This is a genomic window from Mycobacterium sp. NTMscope_MAC_12 (genome assembly GCF_976985675.1).
In genome coordinates this window covers 1-20,556 of record NZ_CDRJYY010000001.1, presented here as the reverse complement: position 1 = coordinate 20,556, position 20,556 = coordinate 1, and the positions used below count along the sequence as shown (strand labels likewise).

Here is a 20,556-nt window from a genome sequence, read left to right as displayed (position 1 = left end):
TCGCAGCTCACTCCTGGCCGCCGACCATCTCCTCGAGTTCGGCCATCGACTTAGTAAGGCTCGCCAGCCCGGGACGACGGCCCTATCCCGTGTGTCCGTGGCCATGAAAAAGTACCCACTGGTGGCCAAGTGGAGGTATCCGCTGGTGGCCGGATAAAAGTACCCACCCCGTGTTCGTCGTGTCGATCAGGAACTGCGGGCCCCGGTGGTGACGGTGAAGGTGCCAACCACTCATCGTCACCACCGGGGAGTTCCATTGAAGTCTGCGAGGGACCGCATGGACATCATTTCTGCTTATCAACAAGTCGGGTCATACCGCGGCGCCGCGCAGCTGTGCGGCACCACCCATAGGACCGTCAAGAAAGTCGTCGAGAAATTCGAAGCCGGTGAGAGCGCACCGCCGCGGGTCGAGCGGGCCCACAATTACGATGCGGTGGCCGATCTGGTCGCCGAGCGTGTCGAGAAGTCGGCGGGTCGGATGTCGGCGAAGCGGATGTTGCCGATCGCGAAGGCCGCCGGTTACGACGGGTCGGCACGCAACTTCCGTCGCCTCGTTGCTGAGGCGAAGGTGTTGTGGCGCAACGAACATCACCGGGGACGTCGCCCGGCGGTGTGGTCACCGGGTGAGTATCTGGTGATCGACTGGGCCCAAGCCGCACCCGGGTTGTTCCTGTTCTGCGCAGTGCTGGCGTTCTCCCGGTGGCGCTTCGTCGCGTTCGCCACCGACCAGAAGGCGTCCACGACGTTGGCGTTGATCGCCGAAGCGATGGCCGGGATAGGTGGTGTCCCGGCCCGGGTGCTGGCCGACCGGATGGCCTGTCTGAAGGGCGGCGTGGTCGCCAACGTGGTGATCCCTACCGCCGAATACGTCCGGCTGGCAGGTCATTACGGTTTCGCGCCGGACTTCTGCCATGCATCCGACCCTAAATCGAAGGGCATCGTGGAGAACTTGTGCGGCTACGCCCAACGCGACCTCGCCGTCCCGCTGCTCACCGACGCCGCCATCGCCGGGGTGCCGGTTGATCTGCGTGCTGCCAACGTTGCGGCCAGGGCGTGGTGTCTGGAGGTCAATGCCGCGGTGCATTCGGAGATCTGTGCGGTCCCCGATGAGCAACTGCTGATCGAACGGGAACTCCTGCAACCGTTGCCGTCGCTGCAACTTCGAATCGGGGCACCGTCGGTGATCCGCAAGGTCGACCGGCTGTCGTGTGTCCGGTATGCCTCGGCCCGCTACTCGGTGCCCACCCGACTGATCGGGACCAGCGTGGCCGTCGTCGTCGATCACGGCGCGCTGTGCATCGTGGAGCCCGCGACTGGGGTGATCGTGGCTGAGCACGAACTGGGTGCCCCAGGCAGCGCATCAGTCCTCGACGATCACTACGACGGTCCCCGCCCGGAACCTAGCCGCGGACCACGACCCAAAACTCATGCTGAGCAACAGTTCTGCACACTCGGCGAGGATGCTCAAGCATTCCTGGTCGGGGCCGCCGCGATCGGCAACACTCGGCTGGGCTCCGAACTGGAAGTCCTACTGGCGTTGGGCGCCGCCCACGGCACCGACGCCTTGGTCGGCGCGCTTCGCCGGGCGGTCGCGTTCCGGAGGTTCCGCGCGATCGACGTGCGGTCCATCCTGGCCGCCGGCGCCGGAACGCCGCAGCCCCGCCCCGCCGGGGATGCGTTGATCCTGGACCTCCCAGTCGCCCCGACCCGATCCCTGGCTGCCTACACGGTCAACCCGGCCGCAGACGGTGGTGCCACGTCATGAACGGCACGCCAGCCAAGGCAACCAAACCCGTTGCACCACTGTCCACTCCGCAATTCGCCGCTGATCTCGACGCCGGGCTGCGGCGGCTCAAGCTCGCCGCGATCCGGCGCACCGCCCCCGAAGTCCTAATCACCGCCAAGACCCAGCGCTGGACCCCCGAAGAAGTGCTACGGACCCTCGTCGAGACCGAACTGGCGGCACGGGATGCCTCCAACGTCGTCAACCGGCTCAAGGCTGCCGGGTTCCCGGTCACCAAGACCTTGGAGTCCTTCGACGTGGCCGCATCGTCGATTCAGCCCAAGGTGTTCGACTACCTGTCGAGCCTGGAATGGGTTCGCACACAACAGAATCTGGCGATCATCGGACCGGCTGGGACCGGCAAGTCCCACACCCTGATCGGACTGGGGGTCGCTGCGATTCATGCTGGGCACAAGGTCCGGTACTTCACCGCCGCCTGTCCGTTGACATCCGATGTGATGTATTGCCACCGTATCTGCGGTATCGGCGTGTCTTTGCCAATCTATCCGAGGTACCGCCGGTAGCGTTGTTTAGGTGAGTGTGGCGCCGGCGGCGCTATGGCCGCAGGTCAACGGTGGCGTTGAGGTGGAATTCAACTCCTCCGGGGGTTCTTCGCGCTTGCCGCTGGCGGAGTGTGCCGCAGTGGCCTTTGAGTTGGACTGCTCACCCGTGCGTGGTTTCCCAGCGTTTCGCGGGCAGGGCAATTATCCAGGCCTGTGGTGGTTTTCGACGACTCGTGAGCACGTTGGGTACGAGTCGTGGTCGGAGCGTGACCATTTGATCGCGCTGGACGCCGATCCCGCGGTGGTTGGTGTTGCGTCGCAGCCGTTCCGGCTCCATTGGGGTGACGGCAGGCACCACGTGCCTGATTACTTCGTGCGGTTGTCCGACGGAACGGCGACGGTTCTTGACGTGCGGGCCGATGACCGAATATCGGATGCTGATGCTGAGTTGTTCGACCGGTCCGAGCAGGCGTGCCGTTCCCTGGGATGGGCCTATCGGCGAGCGGGCGTTGCGGATCCGGTCGTGACGGCGAATTTGCGCTGGTTGTCTGGGTATCGGCATCCACGGGTGTACCGCCCGGCGGTCGCCGCAGCGTTGGAGGCGGTGTTCGACTCGGCGCGGCCGCTGATGACCGGGGTGAGACCGGTCGGTGAAGCGATCATGGTGTTGCCGGTGCTGTTTCACCTGTTGTGGCACCGGCGACTGGGCGTGGATCTTTCCGCGGCTGTCTTGACCGAGGAGTCGATCGTCGGGCCCGCGTTGTCACGATGACGGGTATGCGGTCGGGTGTCATCCGCGAGGGCGATGAAATCCGGTTATCCGACGGCGTATTCACGGTTGTCACACTTTCGGGCAGTTCAGCCAGGCTGACCGATGCGGTCGGCGGGCAGTCGGTGGTACCGCTGTCTCGGCTGCTGGGCGACCCGGCGTTGGAGTTGGTGTCAGGATCGCGACCGGCTTTGTGTTCCGAAGAAGCGTTGGCCGGGGTGCCCGAGGCTGCCGCCGAGCGGGCCCGCTGGTGGGAACGGCACTTGATCGAGGTGTTGACGGGTCGACGGGTTGATTCCGAGGCGGGTAGCCGGCCGCGGCCGGAGTTCGATCCGGCGTCGCGTTCGTTGCGGCAGCGCGAATTGGCCAAGCTCGCCGAGCTGCGCTCGGCTGGCCACGAGATCAGCTTGTACACGTTGCAGCGGCAACGCTATGCCTACGAACGAGACGGCCTGCTGGGGGTTGTGGATCGCCGGCACATTCCCCGGCGGGCGATGTTCGGCCGCGTCGACGAGCGGCTGGTGGCCGCAGTGCGGCAGGCCATCGATGACGAGACCGACGTGTCGACCGGGACGGTGAGCCGCCTGCAGCGACGGGTGACCAAATCGCTGGTGGCTCAATACGGTGCCCAGGACGCACCGGCGATGCCGTCTCAGCGGACGTTCTATCGTCTGGTGAAGAGGCTGTCGGAGGGCCGGCACACGTTCGGGTCCGCGCGCACCCGGCGTTCGTTGTCCAAACAGCCCGACGGCCCGTTCGGTGCGCTGACGGTGGCGCGCCCCGGCGAGGTGGTCGAGATCGATTCGACCCCCCTGGATGTGCGGGTGGTCCTCGATGACGGCACGGTGGACCGGGTCGAGCTGACCGGCATGGTTGACGACGCGACCTGCTCGATTCCGGCCGCGGTGTTGCGGCCCACGACCAAAGCGGTCGACGCGGCGCTGCTGCTGGCCCGAGCGTTGACGCCAGAACCGATGCGGCCGGAGTGGTCCGATGCGCTGCGGATGTCGCGGTCGGTGCTGCCGTATCGCTGTTTGACCGGCGTGGATCAACGGTTGGCCGATGCGGCCGCCCGGCCGGTGATCGCCCCGGAGACCGTAGTGTGCGACCACGGGAAGGCGTATCTGTCGCAAACCTTCCGGCAGGCGTGTTGCACGTTGGGGATCAATCTGCAGCCCGCCCACCCGGATACGCCGACCGACAAACCCAAGATCGAGCGGACCCTGCAGTCGGTGGCCACCTTGTTCGCCCAGCATGTCGCCGGGTATGTCGGCTCCAGCGTCGAGCGGCGCGGCAAGAACGCCGAACAGGACGCAGTGTGGTCGATCGTGGAGCTGCAAGCCCTGCTGGATGAGTGGATCGTCGCGGTATGGCAAAACCGGCCCCACGACGGCCTGCGTGACCCCGTCACCCCGGGCAAGGCGTTGACGCCCAACGAAAAGTACGCCGCCTTGGTCGAGGTCGCCGGGTATGTTCCGGTGCCGCTGTCGGCCGAGGACTACATCGAGTTACTGCCGTCGTGCTGGCGGCGCATCAATTCCTACGGGATCCGGGTCAACAACCGCAGCTACGACGCTAAGGCACTCAACCCCTACCGCCGCCAGCACTCGGGGGTGGAATCCAAGAAGGGCCAGTGGGAGGTGCACTACGACCCCTACGACGTGTCGCGGATCTGGGTGCGCAACCATCACGACGAGGGCTGGCTGGCCGCGACCTGGACGCATTTGCGCAGCCACCCGGTACCGTTCGGCGAATTGGTATGGCAGCATGCGCGGTCCGTGCTGGCCCAGCGCGGATGCGATCAGGCCACCGAAGCCGAGATCGCCCGCGCGGCCGATGACCTGCTCGACCGGGCCGCGCAAGGCCCCGCCCCCACCCGACAGGAATCCAAGGATCGCAGGGTGGCGGGTCGAACGCGAGCCACCGCGACACCGGCCTGGCCCCGCCCGCCGGATACCGCAGAACCCTGCGATGAGGAGCCGCCGCCAGGCGGTGACGAGGACGCCGACGACATCGAGATCGCCCAAGTCATTCCACTACCGGTGTTCGATGCACGCAAGGAGGCTGAATCGTGGCGGCTGTGAACACTTTTGCCCCGGTGAGCCAACTCGAGGACCGGCGCCAACCCACCACCACGCTCGAGGGTTGGCGCCGTTTCGTCGATGCCGATCCACCCGAGTTCACCCTGTTACCCGATGAGCAGTGGAGCACCCTGTCGGAGACCGAACGGACCAACTACAACGAAGCCCGGGTAGCGCATCACAGTGAACTGGTCGTGGTCACCACGTCGGCGATCCAGCGCATCACCAACGAAGGCCGGCTGCTGACCCTGCTCAACCAACGCGAGATCGGCGCCCGGCGCGGGCTGATCATTTCCGGGGCGGCCGCGACCGGCAAGACCACCGCGGTCAAACAACTCGGCCGATTCCACGAACTGCGTATCAGGACACGATTCGCCGACAAGTCCCGGATCCCGATCGTATACGTGACCGCGCCCCCGAAAGGCTCGGCGCGCAAACTCGCGATGGAGTTCGCGCGATTCCTGGGCCTTCCGCCGATGCAACCGCGGATGAATGTCACCGATATCGCCGACGCTGTCTGCCAGGTCCTCATCGACGCCCGAACCGACATCGTGATCGTCGACGAGATCCACAACCTCAACCTCGATACCCGGGCCGGCGAGGAACTGTCCGATCACCTGAAGTACTTCACCGAACACCTGCCCGCCACGTTCGTCTACGCCGGCATCGACGTCGAGCGCTCCGGTGTGTTCACCGGCACCCGCGGACGCCAGCTCGCCGGGCGCTGCGGTGTGATCAACACCAGCCCGTTCCCGTACGCCGGGGAATGGAAGTCGCTGGTGGCCGCGATGGAAGGCACCCTGCGGTTGCACCATCACACCGCGGGAACGCTGGTCGCCGAAGCCAAATACCTGCATCGACGCACCGGCGGAATGATCGGCAGCCTGGCGCACCTGATCCGCTCGGCTGCGATCCGCAGCATGCTCGACGAAACCGAGAACCTCACCAGGGATCTGATGGACACGGTGCTCATCGACTACGCAGCCCAAACATCGGCGCAACGCCATGCCAGCTGACGTATCAACCCCACCGGCGTGGCCGCAGGGGCCTGCCGCGCCACTACCGCGCACCGTCACACCGTTTCGTGGCGAAACGGTGCAGTCCTATCTTGATCGGCTCGCGCACGCCAACCACCTAGAACCCCGAGGTCTGCGGCGCTACCTGGCCGACGGTCCAGCGATCTGCCGTCCCCGGCCGGACTGGTTGGCAACCGCCAGCGGCCAGCCCGTGGGCATCCTTCACGCCCGGCTCATCGGGCTGGCCGCCCCCGACCGCGACACCACCCGCCAACGCCGCCACGCCCGGCCCGCATGCCGCCTGTGCATGGCACGCCGCGGTGTCTATGAGCCGGTCTACTGCTGGTTGCCCGACTACGCGACCGTCTGCTGCCGCCACCGCCGATGGATCGGTGCAGGCACCTCCACCCTCGACGATCAACGCGATCTGCGCTGCGCCCCCGCGGTGATCGCCGCAGCGCAGCGCCATGCCCGACTGGATCGGTGTCACGGCGACGCTGCGCGCTTCGCGGTCAGGGATGCCGCGCGGATTCACCGCTGCTGGGCACGCAGCACCAGCCCGTTTACGCTGCCGCCTGCCCGCGCCGACGCCGACACGCACATCGGCGCCTACCCGGACCTGATCGCCTTGGCCGCCATCCTGGCCGGCGCTCATCGCCGGATCTGGGGCACCGCGCCAGCCACACCCGCCCGTGCCCGCGCCGTCGATGCGGTCTACGTCAACGTCAGCGCCCGGTTTCCCCAGCACCGCGACCAAACCCGCCCCATCGAACAGTGGATCCACGATCAACAACTCAGCGCCACCCGCCGCGCACACCACTTCGACGCGTGGAAACCACGACCAGGTCAATCCCCGCGATCACCGTGCCCGGCTGGGCCAGCTGGGCGGCGTCAGGGCTGACGGCGGCGTGTGGAGCCATGGCACAATTCAGCCCTTGCTGACATATCAGTATCGGCTGTACTGTTTGGTGCATGCTGACGTGTGAGACGCGGGAATCGGCGCTGGCTCGGCTGGGCCGAGCGCTGGCGGATCCGACGCGGTGTCGGATTCTGGTGGCACTGCTCGATGGGGTGTGCTACCCGGGCCAGTTGGCTGCGCAGCTGGGGTTGACACGGTCGAATGTGTCCAATCATTTGTCGTGTTTGCGGGGCTGCGGGCTGGTCATCGCGACCTATGAGGGCCGGCAGGTTCGCTACGCGCTGGCCGACCCTCACCTCGCCCGTGCTCTGGGCGAGCTGGTCCAGGTTGTTTTGGCGGTGGATACCGACCAGCCCTGTGTCGGCGAGGACGCCGCATCGGGCGCAGCCGAGGCCACCGTTGGTCGATGACCATCAGTGGCAGCGATCCGGTGACCTTGAAGATCGCGGTCGCTCAATCGTAGTGAGTTGGCAGAACAGAAGGGATAAGCAGTGGCTATACATGGGTTCGTGGCCAAAGCAGCCGGGACAGTGTTCACCGGGCTGGTCGGGGTGAGCGCCTACGAGGTGCTGCGCAAGGCGGTGGGCACGGCGCCGGTTCACCGGGCAGCGGTGACCGTGACGGAGTGGGGACTGCGCGGAACTCGGAGCGCAGAGGTAGCAGCGGAGTCGGCCCGGCTGAAAGTCGCCGACGTGGTCGCCGAAGCCCGCGGACGCATCGGCGACGATGCCCCTCGGCCGCCCGCCGCCAAGGCTGACGATGACGACTGCTGCCAAGTGATGGGTTAGCCGTTTTCACGGGGAAAGGTCGATTGTGCCTACTGCTGAGGTTTCCTCCGATCACGGGGCCGCGCTGGTTGTCGTGTCTGCGGGTGCGCGACGAATACGGGTGCGTGCTAACTGGTTTCGGTTCGACGCGGTGCGGGCTGTCGCGATCGAGGACTCGGTCGCCACGGTGGCTGGTGTGGATGCGGTCCGCGCGTATCCGCGCACGGCTTCCGTGGTGGTCTGGTATTCACCCGAGCGCTGCGACACCGCTGCCATTTTGTCGGCGATCGCCGCCGCCGAGCACATCCCTGCCGAGTCGGTGCCCGCCCGGGCGCCGCACTCGGTCGAGGGAGGCAACCCCGGTGTGGTGCAGAGAATCCTCGACTGGAGCGAGCGGACGCTATCCGGCGAGCAAGCTGACAGGGTTTCACAACGACCAGTGCAACGAAGCGATGGCTGCTGCGACCACGACGACAGCCACCCTGAGTCGGAGCGGCTGTGGGGCGTTGTCAAGCTGCGGCGGGCCGCGTTCTCCGGGGTGGTGCTGACAGCCTCACTGGTGACGGCGTGGCTGACTCCATTCGGGCCGGTGGCGTTGGGATTGAAAGTCGTGGCGCTCGCGGTGGGCGCTTCGACGTTCGTGCCCTCAACCGTTAGGCGACTGACCGAGGGCCGTGTCGGTGTCGGCACGTTGATGACGATCGCCGCGCTCGGCGCTGTTGGACTCGGTCAGGTCGGCGAGGCCGCGATGCTGGCGTTTTTGTTCTCCATCAGCGAGGGTTTGGAGGAATACGCGGTGGCCCGTACCCGCCGCGGCCTGCGTGCTCTGCTGGCGCTGGTGCCGGATCAGGCCACGGTCTTGCGCGCAGGTGTCGAAACCGTGGTGGCCGCAGCCGAACTGCGCGTCGGTGATCAGATGATTGTCAAACCCGGGGAACGCCTGGCCACCGACGGCATCATTGTTGCCGGGCGCACCGCCCTGGACGTCTCGGCGATTACCGGCGAATCGGTGCCGGTAGAGGCCGGACCCGGTGATGAGGTGTTCGCCGGGTCGATCAACGGGTCCGGAGTGCTGCAGGTGGAGGTCACCGCGACCGTTGAGGACAACTCGTTGGCGCGAATCGTGCAGATCGTGGAAGCCGAACAGGCCCGCAAGGGCGCCAGCCAGCGCCTGGCCGATCGGATCGCGCAGCCGTTGGTGCCGGGCATCATGATCGCCGGGGCGCTGATCGCCGGGACGGGCAGCATCTTCGGTAACCCGCTGGTGTGGATCGAACGCGCTCTGGTGGTGCTCGTCGCCGCGTCCCCGTGCGCGCTCGCCATCGCCGTGCCGGTGACCGTCGTGGCGGCAGTCGGTGCCGCCTCGAAGATCGGGGTACTGATCAAGGGCGGTGCCGCGCTGGAAGCCCTGGGCACCATCAGTGGGATCGCGCTGGACAAAACCGGAACTTTGACCGCCAACCGGCCCACCGTCATCGACATCGCCACCACCAACGACGCCACCCGCGAAGAGGTGCTGGCGGTCGCGGCCGCGCTGGAAACCCGCAGTGAACACCCGCTGGCCGCGGCCGTCCTGGCCGCTACCCAAGCGCCGGTGGCCGCCGCGAGTGACGTGCACGCCGTTGCCGGAGCTGGGCTGACCGGCCACCTCGACGGGCAAGCCATCCGGCTGGGCCGGCCCGGCTGGATCGACCCCGCCGACCTCGCCGATCACGTAGCGCACATGCAACAAGCCGGGGCCACAGCGGTGCTCGTAGAACGCGATGACCGGCTGCTCGGTGCCATCGCCGTGCGCGACGAACTACGCCCAGAAGCTCCCGAGGTCATCACCGCGCTACGTGCCGGCGGCTACCAGGTGACGATGCTCACCGGCGACAATCACGCCACCGCGGCGGCGCTCGCCGCCCAAGCCGGCATCGAGCACGTCTATGCCGAACTGCGCCCCGAGGACAAGGCTCACCTGATCGCAGAACTGGGCGCTCACCGGCCCACCGCGATGGTCGGCGACGGCGTCAACGATGCTCCGGCCCTGGCCGCCGCCGACCTGGGAATCGCGATGGGCGCCATGGGAACCGATGTCGCGATCGAAACCGCCGACGTCGCCCTGATGGGCCAAGACCTGCGGCACCTGCCCCACGCACTAGCACATGCTCGACGCTCCCGGCAGATCATGGTGCAAAACGTCGGACTCTCCCTGGGCATCATCACCGTGCTCATGCCGCTGGCGATGTTCGGAACCCTCGGCCTGGCCACGGTCGTACTGGTGCACGAGCTTGCCGAAGTCGTCGTCATCGCCAACGGCGTACGCGCCGGACGCATAACGCCTCTTGCGGGGCCAGCACGAGACACCCGGCGGCAGGACAACTCAAGGTAGCGGCGGCCGTCACTGAATCCGAGGCATCGCAGGTCAGGCCCTCAAGCGCTGCCTCAGCCACAACGACAACGGACAACAAACACCCCGCCGAGCGCATCCAGGGCCGCGGGCACCAGCCGGTAGTACGCCCACTTGCCGCGCTGGGTTCGGTCGAGCAGGCCGGCCTCGACCAGGATCTTGAGGTGATGCGACACCGTCGGCTGGGATAGCCCCACAGTAGCGGTCAGGTCGCATACACACGCCTCGGCGCCCTCATGGCCCGCGATCATTGACACAAGCCGTAGCCGGGTCGGTTCGGCCAGCGCCTTGAGCACGCCGGCCAGCCGCTCGGCGGCGGCCGCGTCGAGTACGCCGTCGGTGATCGGGCTGCAGCACGCCGCAACGTCAGCGACCAGCAACGAGTCATCGCGTTCGGTCGGGGAGGCGATCGCGGCGGGCATGGCCCCAGTATGACACACGCATTGACAGTCATCGATGTTTCCCGCACACTGCTCACATAGATGTCTGTCGATGGAAAGAGTAGGTGCGATGACCGCCGAACACAATGAGCTGCGTGATCAGGTCCGGGCCAGCTACGGCGCCGCCGCCACCGCGATCAGCGGGGGCGCTACCAACAGCGATGTGCTGACCGCCGCGAGCTGCTGCGGGTCCAGCGACTCAGCCGATATCGGGACCATCTTCGGCGCCGGTCTCTACGGCGACGACGAGCACTCCGAGATTCCCGCTGAAGCGGTTGCGGCCAGCCTGGGTTGCGGTAACCCGACCGCGGTCGCTGACTTGCACCCCGGAGAGCGGGTGCTTGACCTGGGTTCTGGCGGCGGGATCGACGTTTTGTTGTCGGCGCGCCGGGTCGGCCCGGACGGGTTTGCTTACGGCGTCGACATGACCGACGAGATGCTGGCCTTGGCGAGGCGGAACGCCGAAGAATTCCGAGCCAAGGCCGGTGTCACCAACGTCGAGTTCCGCAAGGGCACCATCGAAGACATCCCGCTGCCCGATGCCGCCGTCGATGTGGTGATCTCCAACTGCGTGATCAACCTGTCCGCCGACAAACCGGCCGTGATCGCCGAGATGTTCCGGGTGCTGGTCCCCGGCGGGCGGATCGGGATCTCCGACGTCGTCGCCGAAGACCACCTCAGTTCGGCCGAGCGCGCCGAACGCGGCTCCTACGTCGGCTGCATCGCCGGAGCGCTGTCCCGCCAGGAGTACCTCGACGGACTGGCCGCGGCCGGGTTCACCGATGCCACGGTCACGTTCACCCACCAGGTGGCCGAAGGGATGCACGGCGCGATCATCCACGCCACCAAACCCGCCGCATCGTCTGATTGAGACAGCCGCAGCGAACGACCGCGCCACCGCGCCCCGACCCACCTCACGTTGACAGCTGCCAGTGAAGCGGTACGCCGCTCGCGCCACGGGAGAGAAACCTCATGAGTGACACCGCCATATCGACTGCTGCACCCGCAGTGGCCGCCAAGCTGTCCACCCTGGACCGGCTCTTGCCGGTATGGATCGGGGTAGCGATGGCCGCCGGCCTGCTGCTGGGGCGGCTGGTGCCCGGCCTGGGCGCGGGCCTAAGTGCCATTGAGGTCGACGGAGTCTCGCTGCCCATCGCCCTTGGGCTGTTGGTGATGATGTATCCGGTGCTGGCCAAAGTCCGCTACGACCAGCTCGGCGAGGTCACCGCCGACCGCAAACTGCTGGCGTCCTCGCTGGTGTTGAACTGGCTGATCGGGCCGGCGGTGATGTTTGCCCTGGCGTGGCTGCTACTTCCCGATCTGCCCGAATACCGCACCGGGTTGATCATCGTCGGGCTGGCCCGCTGCATCGCCATGGTCATCATCTGGAACGACCTGGCCTGCGGGGACCGCGAGGCCGCCGCAGTGCTGGTCGCGTTGAACTCGATCTTTCAGGTTCTCATGTTCGCCGCGCTGGGCTGGTTTTACCTGTCGGTGCTGCCGGGCTGGCTGGGCCTGTCCCAGACCGGGATCGAGGTCTCCCCGTGGCAGATCGCCAAATCGGTGTTGATCTTCCTCGGCGTCCCACTGTTGGCCGGGTACCTGTCCCGCCGCCTAGGCGAACGCGCCAAAGGCCGCACCTGGTACGAGTCGCAATTCCTGCCCCGCATCGGCCCCTGGGCACTCTATGGACTGCTGTTCACCATCGTCATCCTGTTTGCCCTTCAAGGTGATCAGATCACCTCCCGGCCTTTCGATGTCGCCCGCATCGCGGTGCCGCTGCTGGCCTACTTCGCGATCATGTGGGCCGGCGGCTACCTGCTCGGCGCCCTCCTCAACGTCGGGTACGAGCGCACCACCACGTTGGCGTTCACCGCTGCCGGCAATAACTTCGAACTCGCGATTGCCGTCGCGATCGCCACCTACGGCGCCACCTCCGGGCAGGCCCTGGCCGGGGTCGTGGGCCCGCTCATCGAAGTACCGGTGCTGGTCGGACTCGTCTACGTGTCCCTGGCGCTGCGTACCCGCCTCTTCGGACCCGAGTCCCAATCACGCAGTGCCCGCTGATGGCCGACAAACCCAGCGTCCTGTTCGTCTGCGTGCACAACGCCGGTCGCTCCCAGATGGCGGCCGCACTGCTGATCCACCAGTCCGGTGGCCGCATCGAGGTCCGTTCCGCGGGCACCGAACCCGCCGACCAAGTCAACCCGGCGGCCGTTGCCGCGATGGCCGAACTGGGCATCGACATCACAGCCAACAGCCCCGCGGTGCTCACCGCCGACACGGTGCAAGCCAGCGACGTCGTGATCACCATGGGCTGCGGAGACACCTGCCCATACTTCCCGGGAGTCACCTACCGGGACTGGAAACTGCCCGACCCCGCCGGCCAAGCCCTTGAGGTCGTCCGCTCCATCCGCGACGACATCGCCAACCGCGTCCAGACCCTGATCGCCGAACTGCTACCTGGCACCACTACATAACCCAAACCCACAGTCACCGAAACCTGTTGCGCCACTGAGATCCCCCCGGGTTATCCAACGCGGCAACGGCCCATGAAATGCTGGTCGACTGTCTGGCCGTACCCGGGATCGATACGGCGATCGCTGAGCGTGCCGGCCCGTCTCCGTCACCGTCGATACTGATCGGCGGGGCCGAGGTGATGCGTCCCGATCCGCCCCCGATGGGTCGGTTTGGGCCTGCCCGGCCGCCACGTGATGCTGAGCTAGTGGCCGCGAGGGGCGTACATGATCACGGCAACGCCTACCAGGCAGGCCAGGGCGCCGATCACATCCCAACGGTCGGGTCGGAACCCGTCGAGGGCCATGCCCCACGCCAGCGAGCCGGCGACGAATACGCCGCCGTAGGCGGCCAAGATCCGGCCGAAATGGGCATCGGGCTGCAGGGTGGCGACGAACCCGTACATTCCTAGCGCGATGACGCCGAGTCCCGCCCAGAGCCAACCACGTTGCTCGCGGACGCCTTGCCAGACAAGCCAGGCACCGCCGATTTCGGCGACCGCAGCCAGGACGAATAACAGGATTGAACGCGCCACCATGATTGCTGATCTTAGGAGACCGTGCCGGGGCATCGGGGCGTCCCCGGCTTCCGGACGCGGCAGCCCCACAACCCGATCGTCGACCCGTGCGCGTACCCGTGACAGACACCTGCCCCGCACACCATACTCAGAGAGCCAACCCACGGGAACCGACGTGAACACGGCAATGCGTTGGCGTTCAAATCGAATGCCGCACTGCCGGTTCAGTCAGTTCTTCGAGAACTGGGCACTCGGCACTGGACCCGCTCACGCAGGCAGCACCGGCATCCTCGATCAACCCCGCAATACTGTGCTCAAGCGCACGGATCTGAGGCGCCGCAGGTCAAACGGCCAGCAGCGCCTCAGATCAAACGACAGCGGACAGCCAGATCAAAATGTCGCCGCTAAAGCGCAGGGGCGGGTGCGTGGTTGTGTCGTCGTCGTCATGACTTAACTCCTCGCTAGACAAGGTTGATGACCAACGCGGGGTGCACCAGCAGCACAACGCCAAGGATTACGAGCACCGCCCCCGTGACGCGCGTGAGCCAATCGCCGAAGGAGGCGACTCGCTCCAGCCAGATCACCACCGAGAGCGCCAGCATCCACGCCAATTGCATGGTGCCGAAGGCGATCATGACTACGAACAGCATCCAGCAGCTGCCCAGACAAAAGACGCCGTAGCGCCCACCGGCACGAAGCGCCCGGGCCGGGCTGTCGTGGTACTTGCCGCACGGCGGGGAAACCGACAATGGCCAGTAGCAGTGCCGCAGGCACGCTGCTTTCAGCGGCGTGAGCTGATAGATCCCGGCGGCCAGCGCTATGGCGCCGGCCAGGCGGCCGACCCACGGTGATCCGTGTGCCAGTGGCCCGTTGAGGTGGCTCCACGCCCAGAAGGCGGGGATCCCGGTGGCGCTCCACAGGGCCAGGTATCCGGCGACGAAGACGATCGCTGGAGCGGCGCTGCCGGTGGCGGCGCGGGCGTAGGCGCGAACGACGGGCAGGACCGCAGGAAGCATCATCGCGGCCATCATGGCCACCCACGCGATGAGGAAACCGGCGAACGACATCATTGGCGCGGTCTCCATGGGCATTCCTGGCTCGGTGTCCATAGACATGGCGTCGCCGGTCATGCTGACCACTGACCACCACCAGCCCACCCCCGCCACACCCAGCAGGGCGGCCGGCAACCACGCATCAGTCCATGACCACTCACGCATTTCGGTGCTGTTCATGGTCTAGTGGCCGGGACCGACGGTGGCGTCGGCATCCAGGTCGCTTTCCAGAATCCAGCACACCGTGGACTGGTCATGTTCGGTGGGCGCGGCGTGCGCCGCGTGGTCGAGAAGGGTCTGCAGGTGGCCTTCGAGGGCGACCAGTTCGGCGATCTGCGCGCGGACTTGGTCCAGACGGGTGTGCAGGACCTGTTGCACGTGCCCGCACGGCACCTCACCGCGGTCGTGGATCGCCAGGATTTGGCGCACCTTCTGCAAGGTCAGCCCGGCGGCTTGGCCCCGATGGATGAACCGCAGCCGATCCACGACCTCGGGCCCGTAGTCGCGGTACCCCGACGCCGTGCGTGCCGGTGGCGGGAGCAGCCCCGCGTTCTCGTAGAAGCGAATGGTTTTCGCGCTGGTATTGCTGAGTTTCGCTAGTTCGCCGATCTGCATGGAACCCATCCTTGACCTTCCACTGTACTGGAAGGTCAAGGATGGGTTCGTGTCGCTCCGCAGCGACCGTGGCCGACTGGTCACCGTTTGGCGGTGCAACGACGGGAAGGGAGTGCTTGGTATGGCGTGGCATGGGTTCTTGATGAAGGCGGCGCCCACGGTGGTAACCGGGGTGGTGGGGGTTGCGGCGTATGAGGCAGTGCGCACGGCCGTGGCGAAGGTTCCGTTGCGCACGGCAACCGTTGCTGTGACCGCGTGGGGCATCCGGGCCGCCCGCGAAGCGCAGCGCACGGCCGAAACGAACACGGAACAGATCCGATTGACGGTCGCCGACGTGGTTGCCGAGGCACGAGAGCGCGCCGGAGAGGACACCGAACCGGCGATCGTGACGAGCCCGGGCGACGGCCATGACGACTGAGGTCCTGCCGGCCGCCGACGCCACGGCGACGGTCGTATCGGACGCGTCCGGGCGGATGCGGCTGCGCATCACCGGATTTCATGTCGATGCGGTCCGGGCCGTCGCGATCGAGGAGACTCTGGCCACGGTGCCCGGTGTGCAGGCGGTGACGGCCTATCCGCGCACGGCATCGGTGGTGATCCAGTATTCGCCGCAGCGCTGCGACACCGCGGCGGTGCTGTCGGCGATCGGCGTAGCCGAGCACATCCCTGCAGAGTTGGTGCCCACCCGTGCCCCGCATTCCGGCGATGCGCGCACCCCCGGGGTGGTGCGCAAGGCCATCGGTGGACTCCGCCGATTACTGGGCGCCCGGCCCGATAGCGACGCGCCGCGCGACACCGAGGGTAGTGGCGGCTGCGGGCAGGGACAGGGCGGTGCGTGCGGCACGGCGTCCTCGGGTGAACTGAACAGGCGTGAGCAGCGGAACTGGTTGCGGCGGTTGTGGCTGGCCATGCCGTTGGCGCTGCTGGCGTCGGTGTCGACGATGGTGTTCGGCGCCTATCCGTGGGCGGGGTGGTTGGCGTTCGCGGCGACGGTACCGGTGCAATTCGTCGCCGGGTGGCCGTTCCTGCGCGGCGCGGTGCAGCAGGCGCGGGCGGGAAGCGCCAACATGGACACGCTGATCACACTGGGCACATTGACCGCATTCGGCTACTCCACGTATGAGTTGTTCGCCGGTGGCGCACTGTTCTTCGAGACGGCGGCGCTGATCATTGCGTTCGTGGTGCTGGGTCGCTATTTCGAGGCCAGATCCACGAGCAAGGCGTCGGAGGCGATCGGCAAGCTTTTGGAGATGGGCGCCAAGGAAGCCTGCCTGCTCGTCGGCGGGCAAGAAATTCTCGTGCCGGTTGATCAGGTACAAGTCGGAGACCTGGTACGGGTACGGCCTGGGGAGAAGATCCCGGTCGACGGCGAGATCACCGACGGGCGCGCCGTCGTCGATGAGTCAATGCTGACCGGCGAGTCCGTCCCGGTCGAAAAATCGGTGGGCGACCGTGTTGCCGGTGCGACGGTCAACATCGACGGGCTGCTGACCGTGCGCGCCACCGCCGTCGGCGCCGATACCGCGCTGGCGCAGATTGTGCGCCTGGTCGAGCAGGCACAGGGCGGCAAGGCGCCGGTACAGCGACTGGCTGACCGGGTCTCGGCGGTGTTCGTCCCGGCCGTCGTCGGGGTTGCCGCGGTGACGTTTGCCGGGTGGACGCTGATCGCCGCCAACCCGGTCGCCGGTATGACCGCCGCGGTGGCGGTGCTGATCATCGCGTGCCCGTGTGCGCTGGGCCTGGCCACTCCCACGGCGATCACGGTCGGCACCGGCCGCGGCGCGGAGCTGGGGATCCTGGTCAAAGGCGGCGAGGTGATGGAAGCGTCGAAGAAGATCGACACCGTGGTGTTCGACAAAACCGGCACGCTGACCCGCGCCCAGATGCGGGTCACCGATGTGATTGCCGGCAAGCGGCGCCAGCCCAATCTGGTGCTGCAGATCGCCGCCGCGGTCGAGTCGGGCTCCGAGCACCCCATCGGCGCGGCGATCGTCGCGGCCGCGCGCGAGCTGGGGTTGCAGATTCCGGCCGCCACGGCGTTCGCCAGCCTCGCCGGCCACGGGGTGCAGGCCCAGATCGACGGCCGCACCGTGCTGGTCGGACGTCGCACACTTGTCGACGACCACGAGCTGCTGCTGCCTGAGCACCTTGCGGCGGCGGCCGCCGAACTCGAAGAGCAGGGCCGCACCGCGGTGTTCGTCGGCCGCGACGACCACGTTGTGGGCGTGCTCGCCGTCGCTGACACGGTCAAGGACGACGCCGCCGACGTGGTCGCTCAACTGCACGCCATGGGCTTGCAGGTCGCCATGATCACCGGCGACAACGCGCGCACCGCCGCCGCGATCGCCACACAGGTCGGCATCGATCACGTCCTGGCTGAGGTGCTGCCGCAGGACAAGGTCACCGAGATCGAGCGGCTACAAGACCAGGGGCGGGTGGTCGCGATGGTGGGCGACGGCGTCAACGACGCCCCCGCGCTGGTGCAGGCCGATCTGGGCATTGCGATCGGCACCGGCACCGACGTGGCCATCGAGGCCTCCGACATCACGCTGATGTCCGGCCGGCTCGACGGTGTTGTGGAGGCGATCGCGCTCTCGCGGCAGACGCTGCGCACGATCCACCAGAACCTTGGCTGGGCCTTCGGCTACAACACCGCCGCGATCCCCCTAGCCGCACTCGGTCTGCTCAACCCGATCATCGCGGGAGCGGCGATGGGGCTCTCCTCGGTCAGCGTGGTCACCAACTCGCTGCGGCTACGCCGCTTCGGCCGCCACACCCGACAAGGATCGCCCCAGACCGCCCACATGGTGGACATCCCAGATAGCGCGACGTGGGATTCGTGAAGCCAGTAGGTATGCCACAACATCGGCGCTCATTCACCCCGCAGTATCGAGTCACGGCCGCGCACATGGTGATCGACGGGCAGCGGCGAGTCGCTGAGGTAGCCCGCCAGCTAAACGTGGACACGAGCCTGCTGCATACATGGGTGCGCGATGAGCGGTGGCTGATGTCCCAGGCCCGCAGCGGTGACGGCCAGCGGCCAGATGTCGCTGGCGAACAGCCGCTTTCGGTCCAGGAGCGAGCGGATTTGGTCCGGCTAGGGCAGACCGCAGCCGAGCAGGCGCAAGAAATGGCCGGCATAGACGCGTCTCGGCACACTTTGCGACCGCAGCAGCGGCGAGCCGCGGCTTGAACTCGCCGCAAGGGAGTGCGCCTGCCACGGCGTACCCGAAATCGCCGAGCTACCGGGCGCGTCGAACTCCGGCTGCAACTGTCACCGGGTCGCGAAAATTGACAGTGATCATTGTTTCGGAGCTTGGTGGCGGGCCTGGCCCGAAAATTGACCGGCGCCGGATGGCTGCCTTTGAGTGGGATCTGCCGGTCCGTCACTGAGCCCATGCACCCGTTGAGGGCGTGCTTGGTGACCTTATAGGAGCTTGTCGTAGCAACGGGGCCCATCACTGTCTTGTCCCATCGGCCCGCGCTCAGGGTGCTGTCCGTATCAGTACCACTGAAGGAGGCCAATGCCTGCCGCATCGACCGCTGTCTTTGTCGGGGTCGACACCCACGCCGATACGCACCACGTTGCTGTCATCGACCAACTCGGACGCCACCTCGGCGACCGAGAATTCCCCGCCGATCCGGACGGCTACCGCAGCCTCCTGGACTGGATCTCCTCGATCGGATCGGTCGCCGGTGTGGGAGTGGAAGGCACCGGAACCTACGGAGCCCAACTGGGCCGGGTGTTGACGGCAGCGGGCCTGGCGGTGCTCGAGGTCAACCGGCCCGACCGTGCGACCCGGCGCGCCAATGGCAAGTCTGATCCCGTTGATGCCTACGCAGCAGCCCAAGCGGTAGCCTCCGGGCGAGCCGACAGCGTTCCGAAATCACGAGACGGCATCGTGGAGTCCATCCGTTGTCTTCGCGTGGCTCGGCGATCGGCAGTCAAGGCAAAGACTCAGTGCATCAACCAGATTCGCGGACTGCTGATCACCGGCCCGATGGACTTGCGTGAGCACATGAAACCGTTGGGAACCGTTGCATTGATCCAGGCGCTGTCGCGTCTGCGCCCCGGAACAGACCTCTCGGCGCCAGCGGCAGCGATCAGACTTACGCTTCGATCCCTGGCTCGCCGCCACCTGGCGCTCAATGACGAGATCAAAGAGCTCGACATCGTCTTGGATGAGCTGACCACCACTGCTGCTCCAGGTCTGCTGGCCAAGACTGGCGTCGGCACCGAGGTCGCCGGACAACTGTTGGTCAGTGCCGGCGACAACCCCGAACGGCTTCGTTCCGAGGCCTCCTTCGCCCATCTCGCCGGTGTTGCTCCTATCCCGGCATCCTCGGGACGCACGAACCGCCACCGGCTCAACCGGGGTGGCGACCGGGCAGCGAACAAAGCACTTCACACCGTCGCTGTCGTGCGGCTGAAATATGACGAACGCACCCGCGCCTATGCTCGCCGGCGAACCGCCGAAGGACTGTCAAAGAAGGACATCATGCGCTGCCTCAAACGGGCCATCGCCCGCGAGATCTACCAGGAACTCACGCGCCCAACACGATTCACACCCACACCCGAAGACCCAGCGGTCAGCCCTTGACAATCTATAGGAGCATCCCACCTGAGATGCTAATGACGGGTGTTGGGAGACCGTGGGATGCGGATTGAGATTCTGAGCAGCCCGGGCTGTCCGAACGCGGCAACGGCCCATGAAATGCTGGTCGACTGTTTGGCCGTGGTCGGGATCAACACGGCGATCGTTGAGCGGGTCGGACCCTTTCCGTCACCGTCGATACTGATTGACGGCACCGATGTGATGCGTCCCGATCGGCCGCCGACGGGTGACGTCTGTCGGTTGGATCTGCCCAGCCGTGACGTCATACTGACCGCGCTGCGACGGGCGATTGCGGCCGAAAGCTAGTGGCCGCGAGGAGCGTACATGTTCACGGCAACGCCGGCCAGGAAAACCAGGGGCGCCAAGCACGTCCCAGCGGCCGGGTCGGAACCCCTCGAGGGCCATACCCCACGCCAGCGAGCCGCCGACGAACACGCCTCCCCGTAGGCGGCCAGGATCCGGCCTATTTACCTCAGATCAGATGACAAACCACCCGCAACAGGATCGCCATTTGATCTGAGGCACCGCAGGTCAGACGCCCGCACCTGCCTCAGATAGAACGACAACGG

At 66.6% G+C, this 20,556-nt stretch carries 18 protein-coding genes and 3 pseudogenes; 16 read left to right on the top strand and 5 right to left on the bottom strand.

The features are described 5' to 3' along the window. The first annotated feature begins 256 nt into the window (after nucleotides 1-256). The 9 genes and pseudogenes from istA (at nucleotide 257) to AC0KS4_RS00065 (ending at nucleotide 10,212) form a co-directional block, all read left to right on the top strand. Complete coding sequence (gene istA, locus AC0KS4_RS00105; protein WP_079669096.1) at nucleotides 257-1,765, top strand: IS21 family transposase; 1,509 nt, start codon at nucleotides 257-259, stop codon at nucleotides 1,763-1,765. Then, nucleotides 1,762-2,220 (top strand): annotated as a pseudogene (locus AC0KS4_RS00100) (ATP-binding protein); the annotation flags it as partial. The gene istA and the pseudogene AC0KS4_RS00100, both read left to right, overlap by 4 nt. A gap of 97 nt (nucleotides 2,221-2,317) precedes the next feature. Then, nucleotides 2,318-3,058: a TnsA-like heteromeric transposase endonuclease subunit gene (locus tag AC0KS4_RS00095; RefSeq protein ID WP_099459185.1), complete on the top strand. Its 741-nt coding sequence runs from the start codon at nucleotides 2,318-2,320 to the stop codon at nucleotides 3,056-3,058. Nucleotides 3,059-3,063: 5 nt separating this feature from the next. Continuing rightward, nucleotides 3,064-5,139: a Mu transposase C-terminal domain-containing protein gene (locus AC0KS4_RS00090; RefSeq protein WP_224860251.1), complete on the top strand. Its 2,076-nt coding sequence runs from the start codon at nucleotides 3,064-3,066 to the stop codon at nucleotides 5,137-5,139. Next, nucleotides 5,127-6,152, top strand: coding sequence for a TniB family NTP-binding protein (locus tag AC0KS4_RS00085; RefSeq protein WP_007172501.1), 1,026 nt, complete (start codon nucleotides 5,127-5,129; stop codon nucleotides 6,150-6,152). Before AC0KS4_RS00090 ends, AC0KS4_RS00085 begins: the two co-directional genes overlap by 13 nt. Before the next feature lie 79 nt (nucleotides 6,153-6,231). After that, nucleotides 6,232-7,053: a hypothetical protein gene (locus AC0KS4_RS00080; RefSeq protein ID WP_065018912.1), complete on the top strand. Its 822-nt coding sequence runs from the start codon at nucleotides 6,232-6,234 to the stop codon at nucleotides 7,051-7,053. 71 nt (nucleotides 7,054-7,124) lie between these two features. Continuing rightward, entirely contained in the window at nucleotides 7,125-7,481 is a 357-nt protein-coding gene (gene cmtR / locus AC0KS4_RS00075) for a Cd(II)/Pb(II)-sensing metalloregulatory transcriptional regulator CmtR (RefSeq protein WP_007170255.1), read from the top strand. 81 nt (nucleotides 7,482-7,562) lie between these two features. Next, nucleotides 7,563-7,859 (top strand): DUF1490 family protein, encoded by a 297-nt coding sequence (locus tag AC0KS4_RS00070; RefSeq protein ID WP_033718759.1) that lies wholly within the window; start codon nucleotides 7,563-7,565, stop codon nucleotides 7,857-7,859. 64 nt (nucleotides 7,860-7,923) lie between these two features. Beyond that, on the top strand, nucleotides 7,924-10,212 hold the full coding sequence (locus AC0KS4_RS00065) for a heavy metal translocating P-type ATPase (protein WP_033718775.1): 2,289 nt from the start codon (nucleotides 7,924-7,926) through the stop codon (nucleotides 10,210-10,212). 53 nt (nucleotides 10,213-10,265) lie between these two features. Here AC0KS4_RS00065 and AC0KS4_RS00060 read toward each other — a convergent pair whose 3' ends face one another. Then, nucleotides 10,266-10,652, bottom strand: a complete 387-nt coding sequence (locus AC0KS4_RS00060) for an ArsR/SmtB family transcription factor (RefSeq protein ID WP_007170252.1) — start codon at nucleotides 10,650-10,652, stop codon at nucleotides 10,266-10,268. 88 nt (nucleotides 10,653-10,740) lie between these two features. Between AC0KS4_RS00060 and arsM the strand changes: the two genes are divergently transcribed. Continuing rightward, on the top strand, nucleotides 10,741-11,541 hold the full coding sequence (gene arsM, locus AC0KS4_RS00055; RefSeq protein WP_007170251.1) for an arsenite methyltransferase: 801 nt from the start codon (nucleotides 10,741-10,743) through the stop codon (nucleotides 11,539-11,541). Nucleotides 11,542-11,642: 101 nt separating this feature from the next. After that, a pseudogene (gene arsB, locus AC0KS4_RS00050) lies at nucleotides 11,643-13,150 on the top strand (ACR3 family arsenite efflux transporter). A gap of 242 nt (nucleotides 13,151-13,392) precedes the next feature. On the opposite strand, the gene AC0KS4_RS00045 reads toward arsB, so the two are convergent. From AC0KS4_RS00045 to AC0KS4_RS00035, 3 genes are all read right to left on the bottom strand, one after another. Further along, nucleotides 13,393-13,725 (bottom strand): YnfA family protein, encoded by a 333-nt coding sequence (locus AC0KS4_RS00045; protein WP_007170248.1) that lies wholly within the window; start codon nucleotides 13,723-13,725, stop codon nucleotides 13,393-13,395. Between the two features lie 440 nt (nucleotides 13,726-14,165). Further along, nucleotides 14,166-14,936 carry a DUF2182 domain-containing protein gene (locus AC0KS4_RS00040; protein WP_007170247.1) on the bottom strand — a complete coding sequence of 257 codons (771 nt, stop codon included), beginning with the start codon at nucleotides 14,934-14,936 and terminating at the stop codon, nucleotides 14,166-14,168. Nucleotides 14,937-14,939: 3 nt separating this feature from the next. Further along, entirely contained in the window at nucleotides 14,940-15,371 is a 432-nt protein-coding gene (locus AC0KS4_RS00035; protein WP_007170246.1) for a heavy metal-responsive transcriptional regulator, read from the bottom strand. A 121-nt stretch (nucleotides 15,372-15,492) separates the two neighbouring features. Between AC0KS4_RS00035 and AC0KS4_RS00030 the strand changes: the two genes are divergently transcribed. The 5 genes from AC0KS4_RS00030 (at nucleotide 15,493) to AC0KS4_RS00010 (ending at nucleotide 20,293) form a co-directional block, all read left to right on the top strand. After that, complete coding sequence (locus AC0KS4_RS00030) at nucleotides 15,493-15,789, top strand: DUF1490 family protein (RefSeq protein WP_033718771.1); 297 nt, start codon at nucleotides 15,493-15,495, stop codon at nucleotides 15,787-15,789. A 55-nt stretch (nucleotides 15,790-15,844) separates the two neighbouring features. Next, complete coding sequence (locus tag AC0KS4_RS00025) at nucleotides 15,845-18,214, top strand: copper-translocating P-type ATPase (protein ID WP_089150873.1); 2,370 nt, start codon at nucleotides 15,845-15,847, stop codon at nucleotides 18,212-18,214. 11 nt (nucleotides 18,215-18,225) lie between these two features. Then, entirely contained in the window at nucleotides 18,226-18,564 is a 339-nt protein-coding gene (locus AC0KS4_RS00020; protein ID WP_033718757.1) for a transposase, read from the top strand. A 331-nt stretch (nucleotides 18,565-18,895) separates the two neighbouring features. Next, nucleotides 18,896-19,972 carry an IS110 family RNA-guided transposase gene (locus AC0KS4_RS00015; RefSeq protein ID WP_238955752.1) on the top strand — a complete coding sequence of 359 codons (1,077 nt, stop codon included), beginning with the start codon at nucleotides 18,896-18,898 and terminating at the stop codon, nucleotides 19,970-19,972. 57 nt (nucleotides 19,973-20,029) lie between these two features. Next, nucleotides 20,030-20,293 (top strand): hypothetical protein, encoded by a 264-nt coding sequence (locus tag AC0KS4_RS00010; protein WP_007172605.1) that lies wholly within the window; start codon nucleotides 20,030-20,032, stop codon nucleotides 20,291-20,293. Here the strand turns inward: AC0KS4_RS00010 and AC0KS4_RS00005 are convergent. Beyond that, nucleotides 20,290-20,451 (bottom strand): annotated as a pseudogene (locus AC0KS4_RS00005) (YnfA family protein); the annotation flags it as partial. The gene AC0KS4_RS00010 and the pseudogene AC0KS4_RS00005 sit on opposite strands and share 4 nt — an antisense overlap. Between the last annotated feature and the right edge of the window lie 105 nt (nucleotides 20,452-20,556).